Genomic DNA, 13,273 nt, shown 5'->3' with positions numbered 1-13,273 from the left:
GAATATAGGAAATGAAGCCGATCCAATTATAGGCCATATTCTCAAATCACCATTCTAATCAATACAAATACAAAAAAGATTATAAAAATTGATGACAGGCCAATTGCCCAAAAAAGCTTACCAACTAACTTCTTTTTATTTTCGGAATAGTACTTTTGATAATTTTCGTTCAAACAATACTCAACTATGCTCTGACCGTTTATCACACCGTTTGGCCCATAAACTCTATATGGGTTGTTGGGGTATTTTTTTAATTCATTTTTGTAATCATCAAATACTGGTAGTGGACAATGATTGGTTAATTCAAAATCAGCAAGGATGCTTGTAATAAGCAATCTTGCTTTATCCATTTTTTGATTTCTTTGATTCAAGCAATAACGCCAGAGTGAAGTAAAGACTTGCTCACAACTATATTTAGCAGCATTGTAGTGGGCATTCAATTTTGATAAGTGTTTTTCGATTAGCGCCCCCATCAAAGTCGGTTGTTTGTAATTTTCCTCTGAAGCATAGAGATCATATTCATCTGAATGATCAACCATAAGTCGATTCTCATCCTGTATCGCAATACTTGTATTTTCAATTCCAAAGTAGTTGTTACCCAACTGGTCTATTACAAAAGACTTTTGACTCAAATCTTTGTCCCCATAATATGTTGCATTGTAGTAATCGGCCAATTCTAAAAGTTGGGCTTTTAGTTTTCGATATTTGAACCAATCTTTGAAACGTTTAAACATATACGAAGAACCCACAGCTCCAGCTACCACCCCGATACCACCACCTATGAATGTACCTATACCTGGGGCGATCATCGTCCCTGCAGCCATTCCTGCTTTACCTCCCGCAATTCCGCCAATTCCAGCTGTAGTTGCTCTTGCACCATCTACTATAAAGTCTGTACCAAACTCTTCTTTTGTGATGTTACCATGATATAGCTTTTTAGTATTACCGAATGTTCTGTAACCCATGAATAAAAACGCAACAACCGGAATGTCACTTGTAACATCTGCTGCTTCTCCAAAGTCGTTAAATGCATCATCCCCTAATTTTTTATACTCCTCTTCAGACCAACCACCATTCCTAACCTTAACCCCCGATTCTTCTAACTTTTGAAGTTTTCCGGTTTCATCTAATTTAAAGTATAGTTCTTTGTTAACTAAGTAATGATCTGCATCACTTTCCTTTACTTTATCAATAAAACTCTGTACTTGGTCTTTACTATAAGTTTTAACAGATATTTCGCTATTCTGAAACCATCCCAATTCAGGGTTGACTGTATCTCCATTCTGATCCTTAAAAATAATATCAGTGTTTGGATGAGATCTATTTTCGTGCAGTTCGGCAGTAATTCCACTTTCTTGTAGCTTTGGTAAAGCGTTTAAAAATTCTATCGCTTCTTCCTCACCTAATTGCCCCTTAATATTGTTAACCACTCTTGATACAGTATCATCCCCTGATATAATTTTCTGTGACATATAGTTCAACCATTCAAAAGGCTTATCTACACCACCTAATATTAAATTATGTTTCTCTTTTAATGCAGCTAATGCTACCTCATGATTGTCCGTTGCTGCATATACATCATAGATACTCATTCCGGTAGATCCAGCCGGTATACCCAAAAATTCAGCATACTTAATTTTTTCAGGTTTAACAGTCTCAGCAATAAACCGATCTACCTTTTTCAGTTCTTTATACCTTTTCCGTGCCCGTATTTCCAGATAAAGTAAATAAACAAGTAATAGAATTGATAGAATCAGTCCGAGCACTACAGCTATAAATTGAACATCCATTGCCTCTGCCATTATCTCACCAGAATTTTAATTGAAAATCACCCCACCCTATCTCTATACAACCACTCCTGAAACCCAATAAACGTATCCCGAATGGATTTCACGCTGCCAAGTTGTTCCTTGGCGTTGGTTAGGGCGTTGTATTTGAGCTCTAACAGATCCGGTAGTTTCTCGTCATCCAGTTCGCTTACGCCTTCCCTGATGTATTGCTCTAATACAAAGTTGATGAACTCTTGCTGTTTGGGATCGTAGGAGTCTAAGTGGAGCTTGGCACGGCTTGCACGCTCTGTTCTGGGGACAATCTCTGAGTGATAGGCCACATAGGATAGCACATCGTAGAGATCGCTGTCTTCACCGTGAACCATGCGCTTCAGATCTTCGAGCTGAGCTTGGCTGTAGCCTTTTTCGCTGAGCTCTTGTAGGAGTCGTTTTCGAGTTTCCGGCTTACTCCAAATTTCCCGTAATTCGGCTTCATTCTTGAAAAAGTGCGGGATATCTCCAAATAAACTATGGATAAACTCTTCACCTGATATGGGCTTCCCATCCGCTGTCCAAAAGGAGGTTTTGACCATGGAGTCGAGTTCTCTCACTTTGTTATCGGAGAGCTTTATGCGGGTCATTTTTCTTGGGGGATTATCACACACGCATGGATCATTTCCACATACTTCACATACTTCGTGATCTTTAGGACACACGCAAGGAGTTTTGCCACACTCCGGACAAGGTTTAGGTGGAGGCTTAGGAGTAACAGGCTCAGGTGCAACAGGGGCACCATCCCAGTCAGGATCATTGAATTTCTCGTGGGTGCTTTGGTAGAAGTCGTAAATAGTGAAGTAGTCTTTCCCATCAAAGAGGCGGGTTCCACGGCCAACGATTTGTTTGAACTCAACCATTGATCGTACCTGCCTCATAAGAACAATGTTTCTGATCTCCGGTGCATCTACTCCGGTGCTTAGCTTCTCGGAAGTCGTAAGGATAGAGGGAATGATCCGTTCGTTATCCTGAAAGTGTTTGAGGTGCTGTTCTCCAAGCTTGCCGTCATCAGCGGTTACACGGTGACAGTAATTTGGATTATCACTGTCTGATAGTTGATTGATGAGATCACGGATTGCAGCAGCATGAATTTGAGTAGCGCAAAATACCAGTGCTTTTTTATCCTGATTGATTAGCTTCATCAATTCCTGTACCCGAAACTTTTCAACGTCCATGAGCTCGATGATTCTATTTTGCTCTGCTAAGGAATATTCTTTGCCCTCCTCAACTACACCTTCTATAACAATATCATCATCGGTGTATTGGTAGTTGTCTCCGGTGGTTTGAATTTCTTTTACACGGAAGGGCGTGAGGAACCCATCGTTGATCCCTTGCTTTAGGGAATAAGTATAGACCGGTTCTCCGAAGTATTCATAGGTATCTACGTTGACATCTCGTTTTGGAGTAGCGGTGAGGCCTAACTGCACAGCCGGACTGAAATGCTCCATGATAGCCCGCCAGCTGCTTTCGTCATTGGCTCCCCCTCGGTGACATTCATCAATGATGATAAAATCGAAAAAGTCTTCCGGGTACTCACCAAAGTAGGGGGAGTTGTCCGGTCCGCTCATGAAGGTTTGGAAGATGGTGAAAAATAGACTGGCGTTATAAGGAACTTGTCCCTGTTGAGCTATCTCATCAGGTCTAATCCTGATCATAGCGTTATCATCAAAGGCGTTGAAGGCATTGAAAGCCTGATCGGCTAAGATGTTCCGGTCAGCAAGGAAGAGAATTCTTGGTCTTCGTTCTCCGCTCCACTGTAAATTCCATCGGGTTTGGAATAATTTCCAACAGATATGAAAGGCCGTAGCCGTTTTTCCTGTTCCGGTAGCCATAGTTAACAGCAGGCGGTCTTTGCCTTCTGCAATAGCATCCAGCACTTTGACAATGGCATTTTCCTGATAGTAGTAGGGCTTGTACCGCCCCTGGTATAATTCGTAGGGTTCCTGCTGAAAGCGTTGCTTCCAGTCCCATTCTTCCGGTTTTTCGTTTTGTACTTCTTCAGGGAAGGTACGTTGCCAGATCTCTTCGGGAGAAGGAAACTGATCTATTTCCTGTTCCTCTCCGGTCTCCATATCAATTTCGTAGATGCGTTGACCATTAGTGGAGTAGGTGAAGCGAATATCCAGCAGCTCCGCATATTGCTTGGCTTGTGCCACGCCATCGGTGTAGTATTTATCCCGAGCTTTGGCTTCAATTACGGCAATTCTGCGATTTCGGTATTCCAGCACATAGTCAGCACTGAGGCTTTGGGTGCGTTGTCCACCTCCAATTAACCGTCCTTTGGTAATGGGAGACTCTGCTCGAATGAAGCAGTCCTCATGCTCCCAGCCGGCCTCTTTTATGGCCGGGGTAATTAGATCTTGTCTGGTTTGCGCTTCATTCATGCAGCCACGTGTTCGTTCGCTGTTAGCTCACCCGAAAAGGCTTTTTGTAGGATGGACTTTTTGAGTTCTTCCAATCCATTGATCTTGTTTTTATAAGCCTCAGTAATTGCTTCAACATCGTTTTTTAGTACATCTAATCCCGAAACAACCTTCTTTTGATCCTCTAATGGAGGAAATGGAACAGGTATGGAATGCAAATTTCGTTGGTTTAACTTAGGCTGAGCCATACCACTTACCCACGGATCTAATTTTATTGAATTAAGATAATATTCAATGAACCTCTGACTGGCCATGTTTTCAAACCTCAACACATGAGCATGGTTATTTACCCAGTTTTTACCACTTATCGAAAATGCTATAGGATAGGTTCTTGCTAATAAATTTGCTCCATCTTCTGATACTAATAGTAAATCTTCATCAAAGATATAATCCGCAACGTAATCTACAATTCCAGATGCACCGTAATAAGGGTAAGGTCCTTCTTCTCGGTTTTTCTTAGATATTGGCTCTCTCATTCTGTCTAAGTTTTCGCAAACTTCTTCCAGTCGTTTTTCCTCCCAACCTTCCCCTCTCTGAGAGAAAATCTCATTCAGCTTACTCTGAAACAGCTCCTCGGCGTTTTCAATGTTCCGCTCAATGTTGGCCTTGGCCTGATCGATGGCCTCAAAGGCCTCATCCAAAATACCCACAATACGCTTTTGCTCCGGTAGTGGTGGAAAAGGGACAGGAATTGAATTTAAATTGCGTTGATTCAACTTAGGTTGAGCCATTCCACTAACCCACGGGTCTAATTTTATTGAATTTAGATAGTACTCAATAAGCCTCTGCGAAACTTTATCTAAAAAACGTAAAACATGGGCATGATTATTTACCCAATTCTTTCCACTAATTGAAAAAGCAATAGGATAAGTTCTATCTAACAAATTAGCTCCATCTTCTGAAACCAATAATAAATCTTCATCAAAAATATAATCTGCAACATGATCGACTATACCCGAGGCACCATAATATGGATAGGGGCCTGGTTCTCGTTTATTCTTAGAAATAGGCTCTCTTAATCTATCCAGGTTTTCACAAATTTCATCCAACCGTTTCAAATAATTTTCATAGCTCATACCAACTCCCGAATAGATTGCATCAGTGATTGGGTTTCCTCATCCAGCATCTCCATCTCTGCTAAGATCTCCTCCGGACTGCGCAAGGGATCTTCTTCCGAGGCATTGGGGTTCTTGGCACTCAGGTCAAAAGTATCGTCAGGAACATCGGCAATCTTCACATTCCAGCTGTGTTCCGTTTCAGGCTTATCCGGTTGCAATTTCCTGAACTCCTTCAGGTCGTCATCATTGAGTGGATTTGTCTTACCAAGGCTTCTACCTGGGTCAAGTTCATAAAACCAGATGTTTTTAGTAGGCTCTCCTTTGGTAAAATAGAGAACAACTGTATGTACTCCGGCTGTAAAAACTTTTTGCGGCAGAACTAATACTGTGTGCAGATTACAGGTCTCAAGAAGATACTTTCTTAAACTATTTTCAGCGTTACCAACATTACTCAAAAAAGAATTCTTAATAACAATGGCTGCCCGTCCTCCTGCCTTTAGGGACTTAATAAAGTGTTGTAAGAACAGGAAAGCGGTTTCACTGGATTTAATATCAAAGTTCTGCTGCACTTCCTTCCGCTCTTTACCGCCAAAAGGTGGATTGGCCAGAATTACATCATGCCGGTCTTTCTCCTGAATACTGCGAATGTCCTCCGCCAGCGTATTGGTATGCACAATGTTGGGAGCCTCAATCCCGTGCAGAATCATATTCATGATCCCGATAATGTAGGCGAGGTTCTTCTTCTCTTTACCATAAAAGGTTTTCTCTTGAAGGGTTTTCAGATTCTCCGTGCCTTTCTCCATGCGCTCGTACATATAATCATAGGCCTCACACAAGAATCCGGCAGAACCCACGGCACCGTCATACACCGTTTCTCCCACTTTGGGATCAATAACCTCAATCATAGTGCGGATCAACGGTCGGGGCGTGTAATACTGCCCACCATTACGACCGGCATTCCCCATATTCTTGATCTTGGTCTCATACAGGTGACTCAACTCATGCTTATCCTCCGCAGACAGGAACGGCAGCTCATCCACATGATTGATCACATCACGCATGATATACCCGCTCTGAATCTTATTCTTTAGCTCTGAGAAGATCTCCCCGATCTTGTACTCAATGGTTTGCGGGTTATCAATATGGAGCTGCTTAAATTTCTTGAGGTAGGGGAACAGCTCACCATCCACAAACTCAATCAGATCATCGCCGGTTTTGGTTTTATTATGGTCTAATTCTCCGTCTTCATTGAGCGGATGAGCCCAGGTGGTCCAACGGTATTCCTCATCGAGGATGTACTCGTACTCCTTGCCCTGCAATTCAGCCTCATCGGCCTTCTCATTTTCAAGATCGTTCAGATACTTCAGAAATAAGATCCACGAGGTCTGTTCAATGTAGTCTAATTCACTGTCACACCCCGCATCTTTAAAAAGTACATCATCAATATTCTTAAACGCCTGCTCGAACATAAACTCCCAAAATTACAGTGATTTATAAGTACGGAGAAAATGGGTAAAATTTGGTATATATGAAAGTCAAAGATAAGTCAAAAAATATCGAGTAAACTATGATCTTAAAATATGAAATGGATAGGCGCTGGGAGGCTTATGTACCCTCCATATACTCAGGATCTATTTGAGGAGATAACAGAATTCTTAATATCACCAAATAAACAAGTACCCAACACAATCAAGGAGAAACTATCAGAAGTAAAGAGCTTTTACAATCTTCGTTCTATCGATTATGAACTTCAAGACGTAGCAGAGTTTCTTATGATAATGGTGTTTGAATTGGCCTTGAGAACCAAATATAATGAGGAAAAAGGAATCCAAACAACCAAGGGATTAACAGGTTTACTGTATTGGGCGAAAAAAAAGAAGCATCTTGATATCAATCAAAAGCAAATTGAAACTGTTGTCAGAATTCGAAATAGTTTTGCACATATAAAAAGGCCAGAAGACCTGCACGGCACTTTATCATCTCATATAATTAAACCGGTCAACGACTGGATAAATGAGCTTTACGGGTAGTTTATCCTACTGATATTTATTGCTATTTCGAGTTGATTAAATTCAACTTATATACATTTATAATATTCTTATATTGAAGAAAAAGAAGATCCAATCAATGCAATGAACACAGTCATACAAAATAGCGTTGATAACAATCTTTCCATTTCGGGAATATTTTCGAACTCGCATTTCAAGCGTGTAATAACTAATGGCAAAAGTAATTTCATTGATGCCAAAATTGATAAGTACATTCAATTTCTGGAGTTGAATGAGGGTGCTACACGTAAGGATGCCCTTAAGGCTATGTATTCATACCTGCTATCAGAATACCGTTGTGAATATGTGTACAAAAACTTTATCACTAAGAAAATTCTTCTTGGTCGCCACAGTCTTAATACTTCCACTTTATTGAATGAGTTTAGAGTTGGCTCTTCACTAGCAGACCTTGTACTTATTAACGGAAAATCGGTTGTGTATGAAATCAAAACTGAGCTTGATACCCCAGAACGGTTAGAAGATCAGTTGGCGGATTACAGAAAAACCTTTACACATATCTACTTGGTAACTCACCACTCACTTATTGAAAAATACCTTTCTATACTGAAGGACGAAGAAGTCGGATTAATAGCTCTTACGAATAATTTTACCCTATCTGAGGTAAGAGAGGCTAAAAAAGAAACCCGATACCTGGATATAACAACCATGTTTAAGTCCCTCAGAAAAGAAGAATACTCCAATATAATCGAATCAGAATATGGGGAAGTGCCGGATGTACCTAATATGTACTATTTCAAAGAGTGCCTTAAATTAGCCGAGCAAATGCCACCTAAACACTTCCATAAATTAATGACTACGGAGCTAAAGAAAAGGAAGCCAAAAGAGACAACCCCTTTTAAGGAAAATCTCCTACCTGAGTATCTAAACAGTGTCTGCATGGCCATAGACCCTACTGCTAATCAGTATGATCGCTTATTCCAATTTTTAAACACAAAAATTAACTGAATGTACTTTCCATATCTGAGGGGTAAACAATACGAACTCATTTCTCTGCGTGAGCTATCTGAGAAAATGAGCGAAACGGGTGTAATACACCCCATAATAGAACCTGTTAAAGAAACAACATCTACACTGAGAATTACCTGTGAACAGTTAGTAGATGCTGAAGTACCCTTTACTCTCATTCTAAATCCTTCTGTTGGCGATCTCAAAGATTCACTTCATGAGATTATTCATTTCATTAATGCAGAAGTAGGCGACTACGAGCAGTTACACCTTGGAGTACTAATACATTCAAATACTAATCTTGCCCCCCTGAACCAAAGTCTTAATGAATTAGAGAATAACTATCCTTTCACAATTGTTCATTTAAGCCAGTATCCTGATACAGATAGCCTCTCCGATTTTTATAATGATAAGACGGTACATTATAATCTATTCAGAGACTCAAATCTCGTTAGAAGGTATAGAAGGATAATTAACCAAAATACTAAGGTGGTTCTTAGCGACCCTTTTAACTCGAAGCGAACCAATGCAGATTATGCAAAAGTTCCAGACGAGTTTTTTACTGATGAACATAATTTCTACCATGAAGATGGTTACATCGGTTTTTCTGATTATCTAACCATTGGTGAAGATTACTCTGACTCAGGTTTTGCTCCTTATGCCGTTACTATTCACCTCACTTATCTACGAGATGATGGCCAAATCTGGATACGCCACTTTGTTTCTGATTCAAACGATGATTACACCGATGTGCCTGGAACTTACAAAGAAGCTCTTGATAAGCTAATTGAGTTTATAAATGATGAAAATCTGCAATCAAGCGCATGTGAGGAATTCCGCAAACAAGCTGCAGCCGGTCACTATCCAGGTTTAGGTAGTGTTAAAAAGCTTTCCATAATACACCACATAGAACTTATAATTGGAGTTCTAAATTAACAATGAATTGCTGCTCAAACTGCTTTGATGACATAGAATTAACAGGTTTTATTACCTCCAATTCAGTTAAATCTGGTGATTGCGACTATTGCTCAAAGACAAATACTTCACTCATAAACCCAAGAGAGTTTGAGGAAAAATTCATCTCTCTCATTGATATATATGAACCAGTTAAAGGTGAGGTTGAGGGAGACATTTCTCCTGATTTAATTCACAAAAAAATTCAAGATGATTGGTCTATTTTTAATGGTGACATTAGCGCTAACGTTCATCAATCATTGCTAAAAGAAATCCTATCGAGCTCATTTAAGGCCAACGATAGGTTATTTTCGGAGCCCTACGAGCTAAGAGTTATATTACATAAGCTTGAAGAAGCTGATAGCCTGGAAAAAGAATGGGAAGCATTTGCCAATGAGATAAAGACCAATAACCGATTCTTCATTGGAGAAAGTATTAATCTTGACTTGCTTAAAGACCTATTCAGAGTTCATACTAAAGCTTATAAAAAGGGGAAGCTATTTTATCGCGGTAGAATATCAAAGGAAAAAGGATATCAAAAAGAGAAAATGGGAAAACCTCCTATAGAGTTAAGTGAGTCTGGCAGGGCAAACCCTATAGGAATACCTTACTTGTACTTATCAACTGAAAAAGAAACTGTCCTATATGAATCAAGAGCGACCCATTCAGACTTTGTTACAATTGCCGAATTTCGTTTGATCGCTGATAACATGAAAGTTTTACGCCTCCGGAGGATTGATGACCTTAGCCCATTTATGGCAGAAGATGGACTTGAAAACTACCTTAAGTACAAAAATTACCTCAAGCGATTAGAACATGAATTATCAAGACCATTAAGAACACACGACAATAAAATGCTCGACTACTTGCCCACCCAGTATTTATGTGAATATGTTAAGTCACTCGGTTACGATGCCATTGAATATGGAAGTTCCCTACATGACGGAGGAATTAATCTTGCCGTATTTGATGATAGCAAATTGGAAATCACTGATATTAAAGTTCATGAAATAATATCAATTCAACTTGACTCTAAAATCGTTTCTTAATTGGTTTGAGCTATTACATAATCTACCAAGTCCAACCCTTTCGCCATATCATTTGCATTTGCGTTCACTTCAAGCATATCCGATACCGAGACCGTACAAATTCTGGATAGCTCATCAGCTTTTTGCTCCCAGTCATCAAACGCCCCTAAATCGGGAAATAACGTTACGTTTCTATCCTTCAAGCACTGAGCATACTCAATCTTAAGCGTTGCTTTCATACCTGTTGCCACCCAGATGAATTCCGGAAAGTACGCACTTGCAATTATGGCTGTCTTTTCTGCTTCAACTATGGCTACAGGCTTCCTTTTGTCAATAAGCAAATGCTCACCAAAAAACCTCCATTCAGGATAGAACCTCTTTTCTATACCCAGCAAGCTGTGAACAGAATGAATTCTTCCTCTCCGACCGGTAATCGGGTTGTAAACGATAATCTTTCCTCTTCGGATGTTCCCTTCAAGATCCAGCTGATAGAAGATACAGCCACCCTTTAGCTTTGTAGATGTACCCAGATGGTAGCGTTTAATCAAACCGTTAACTTTCTCTTCATCGAAAAGCGTATGCAGATAGCGGACGAAGTTGTTTTGCCGATAGTTTGCTAAGCTTTTTTTGTATAGCTCTCTTTGAATGAATATAGGCTTAACCTTTCTTTTTGGAATGCGAACAACTTTCTGGTCGGCAAAGGTGTGATCATCATAGGGAGAGTAAAAATAGGAGCAGGAGACCTCACGGTCACACCTTCCGTACTGAGAAGGCAAATAATTCCCGTTAGTTTGATCCACATATCTCACAAATCGTTTCATTTGGCAAGATGGGCACCTGTATTTTTTTGAACCGGAGTCTAACTGATATCGATACGTCTTCATAAAAGTTTTTTGTGAACCTACAGTTTCGACAGTATCAACAGGATATAAGCTTTTATAGTGTTTAACCTATGATTCCCTGTCGATACTGTCACTACTGCTGTTCATAAACAAAATCATAAATCCTGCACCAGGTAGAATACTCGTCCATACTCCTTCCGATCGGTTGTATATCCGGCATTCTTTAAACGGGTGCTAAACTTTCGATTACTGCACGCTCTGTATCCGTCCTGTTCACAAAACCTCTTGTATCCTTGATAGAGTTCTGATAGTCGTGTATAAGATACCTTGCTTGACTTGTATCCCCTCTGATCGATGAAAGAGAGTACGGAGTCGGATTCTTTTCGGTAGTTCTCGACCTGTTGATTTACCTCTTCACACTCTGTAAATCCTTTTTGCTCGAGTAGGCGGTGAAGTCCCTCAATCACCCAATTGAAAACACCTGACAACTCATTCTCAATAATCTTTCTTGAGAGCTCCTTATCCTGCTCCTCCGGTGGAATGGTAACGTCAAAGGGAACAATTAAAAAGCGCCTGAAAAAAGCGTTGGTATGTTCTACATCGGATGGAAGCTCATTACAGTTAAAAATGAGCTTTGCATAGTTGGTCAATGTAAACGGTTCACCATATGGCAATCTCGCCTCTACAGGCTCACCGGATACAAGCTGTTTGAATAGAGCCGTATTCATCTCACCATCTATCTCCGTTGCATAGTTCAGCAGCTTGTTTGCAAGCTTTGCCCTGTAGTAGCCATTCTGATTCGTCAGACTTTTCAAGGTATATGTTGACACATTTTCATCGCCAAGCATCGCATTCACGATATCAAAGAAGACCGATTTCCCATTAGCTCCCGTACCATATAGAAGCAATGTCTTTTCAAGCTTCAATGTGGATGGCTTTAAGAAAATGTACCCTAAATATTCCGCCAGGAGTTTTTGCAGATCTTTGCTTGGGAGTACCTTATCCAGATACTTATCGAATCGTGGTGAAGTAGCATAAGGATCATACTCAAACGGTAACTGATAGGTGATGAAGTCATCACTTTCAGGTTGTCTCAGGTTAACTCTTTTTTCCGCTTCCGGGTTTATCTCTACCGTACCATTTTTAAGGTTGATCAGCACCTCCGGGCCATCCTTCTCAGGAGCCGGAAGATGAGCTGTCACTATGAACTGTTTGAGAAGTTCATCCCTGAATCGATGGTACTTCGACTCAAATCGATCAACTCCCATCCGGTACGCTGCTAAGCCTAAAAAACTCTGCAGTGATTCCTTCTCAATTTCATCCCAATACGCTCCATTGTATAGGTAGATGAAATCAAGTCGCTTACACAATCCCCAGTCATATTTTTTTGCCAGTTCAAGTATTTTCTCAACTGTTATGACTAAAAAATGCTTTTTTGAGAGCTTCTTATCCGTTTTTGCTTCCTTTTGATAGTCTAATAACTCAACTTTTTCCAGCATTTGGGATAATACATCCTTGTGGGGTATTACATTTTGTCCGGAAATTTTAGTCTTCGCTTTATGAAGCTGCTGCTTTACTTCTCGCTTTACGTCACTGAATGATAATCTTGGCATAATACTATTCCCCTTTCAGTATTAATTTTGCTTCTTCCACTCGTCTCTCCATTGTCCGTAAGTCTTCTACCGACTCATAAGCTGGATGATTTGGTGGAATACAGTCACTAATTGTTTCCACCTTATCGTTACCACCATCATTAATGGTTATCTCTATTTTCAGGTCTTTATATTGTATTACTGTTTTCATTGTACTACCTCCTTGAAACTGGTTTTAGTAAACGGTCGATTACTTTTCTCTCAAAGTATTTTCGGCGGCCTTTACCGCTGATCTTCATACTTGGAATAAATCCGGGTGAGCTGGGATGAAGGTTGCTACGGTTTAGTACCGTTCGCTGATCAATACCGTATTCAGCTTCAATGTCCTGAGCTGTTAGGTATTTGGAAGTGTCTCGTTTACGCTGAAGGGCACTCACGACAAAGTCGAGTTTGTCCTCAAGGTTCGAGATTTTTTTGATAAGTGTATTGTCTGTAGTCATGATCTTTTTGTTTTAATTGGTGTTTATTTACACACCTAA

Annotated in this window: 12 protein-coding genes; 4 read left to right on the top strand and 8 right to left on the bottom strand. The window is 40.1% G+C overall.

Translation table 11 applies throughout. The features are described 5' to 3' along the window. Positions 1 to 41: 41 nt before the first annotated feature. From CWD77_RS09070 to CWD77_RS09055, 4 genes are read right to left on the bottom strand one after another with little or no spacing between them, the layout of a single operon-like run. Positions 42 to 1,802 (bottom strand): hypothetical protein, encoded by a 1,761-nt coding sequence (locus CWD77_RS09070; RefSeq protein ID WP_101073243.1) that lies wholly within the window; start codon positions 1,800 to 1,802, stop codon positions 42 to 44. Between the two features lie 26 nt (positions 1,803 to 1,828). After that, on the bottom strand, positions 1,829 to 4,207 hold the full coding sequence (gene hsdR / locus CWD77_RS09065) for an EcoAI/FtnUII family type I restriction enzme subunit R (RefSeq protein ID WP_101073242.1): 2,379 nt from the start codon (positions 4,205 to 4,207) through the stop codon (positions 1,829 to 1,831). Beyond that, complete coding sequence (locus tag CWD77_RS09060; RefSeq protein ID WP_206017989.1) at positions 4,204 to 5,322, bottom strand: restriction endonuclease subunit S; 1,119 nt, start codon at positions 5,320 to 5,322, stop codon at positions 4,204 to 4,206. The genes hsdR and CWD77_RS09060 overlap by 4 nt, the downstream gene beginning before the upstream one ends. After that, positions 5,319 to 6,773, bottom strand: a complete 1,455-nt coding sequence (locus CWD77_RS09055) for a class I SAM-dependent DNA methyltransferase (RefSeq protein WP_101073240.1) — start codon at positions 6,771 to 6,773, stop codon at positions 5,319 to 5,321. Before CWD77_RS09055 ends, CWD77_RS09060 begins: the two co-directional genes overlap by 4 nt. Positions 6,774 to 6,884: 111 nt before the next feature. On the opposite strand from CWD77_RS09055, the gene CWD77_RS09050 reads away from it, so the two are divergent. From CWD77_RS09050 to CWD77_RS09035, 4 genes are all read left to right on the top strand, one after another. Next, a complete protein-coding gene (locus tag CWD77_RS09050) occupies positions 6,885 to 7,334 on the top strand; it encodes a hypothetical protein (protein ID WP_101073239.1) in 450 nt (149 codons plus the stop codon). A gap of 102 nt (positions 7,335 to 7,436) precedes the next feature. Next, entirely contained in the window at positions 7,437 to 8,318 is an 882-nt protein-coding gene (locus CWD77_RS09045; protein ID WP_101073238.1) for a sce7726 family protein, read from the top strand. Then, the gene (locus CWD77_RS09040) at positions 8,319 to 9,254 is read left to right on the top strand and encodes a sce7725 family protein (protein WP_101073237.1); all 936 of its coding nucleotides are present in this window, start codon (positions 8,319 to 8,321) and stop codon (positions 9,252 to 9,254) included. A 2-nt stretch (positions 9,255 to 9,256) separates the two neighbouring features. Beyond that, on the top strand, positions 9,257 to 10,321 hold the full coding sequence (locus tag CWD77_RS09035) for an RES family NAD+ phosphorylase (protein ID WP_101073236.1): 1,065 nt from the start codon (positions 9,257 to 9,259) through the stop codon (positions 10,319 to 10,321). Here CWD77_RS09035 and CWD77_RS09030 read toward each other — a convergent pair. From CWD77_RS09030 to CWD77_RS09015, 4 genes are all read right to left on the bottom strand, one after another. After that, the gene (locus CWD77_RS09030; protein WP_276307517.1) at positions 10,318 to 11,184 is read right to left on the bottom strand and encodes a DUF6371 domain-containing protein; all 867 of its coding nucleotides are present in this window, start codon (positions 11,182 to 11,184) and stop codon (positions 10,318 to 10,320) included. The two genes, CWD77_RS09035 and CWD77_RS09030, sit on opposite strands and share 4 nt — an antisense overlap. Before the next feature lie 113 nt (positions 11,185 to 11,297). Continuing rightward, complete coding sequence (locus tag CWD77_RS09025; RefSeq protein WP_101073234.1) at positions 11,298 to 12,755, bottom strand: DNA primase family protein; 1,458 nt, start codon at positions 12,753 to 12,755, stop codon at positions 11,298 to 11,300. Positions 12,756 to 12,759: 4 nt separating this feature from the next. Continuing rightward, positions 12,760 to 12,945: a hypothetical protein gene (locus CWD77_RS09020; protein WP_101073233.1), complete on the bottom strand. Its 186-nt coding sequence runs from the start codon at positions 12,943 to 12,945 to the stop codon at positions 12,760 to 12,762. Positions 12,946 to 12,949: 4 nt separating this feature from the next. Next, on the bottom strand, positions 12,950 to 13,234 hold the full coding sequence (locus tag CWD77_RS09015; protein WP_101073232.1) for a hypothetical protein: 285 nt from the start codon (positions 13,232 to 13,234) through the stop codon (positions 12,950 to 12,952). Positions 13,235 to 13,273 lie beyond the last annotated feature (39 nt).

The sequence above is a fragment of the Rhodohalobacter barkolensis genome (genome assembly GCF_002834295.1).
GTDB classification, from domain to species: Bacteria; Bacteroidota; Rhodothermia; order Balneolales; family Balneolaceae; genus Rhodohalobacter; species Rhodohalobacter barkolensis.
Note: the sequence above shows the minus strand (reverse complement) of the source record. Positions and strands in the feature narration are given on the sequence as shown.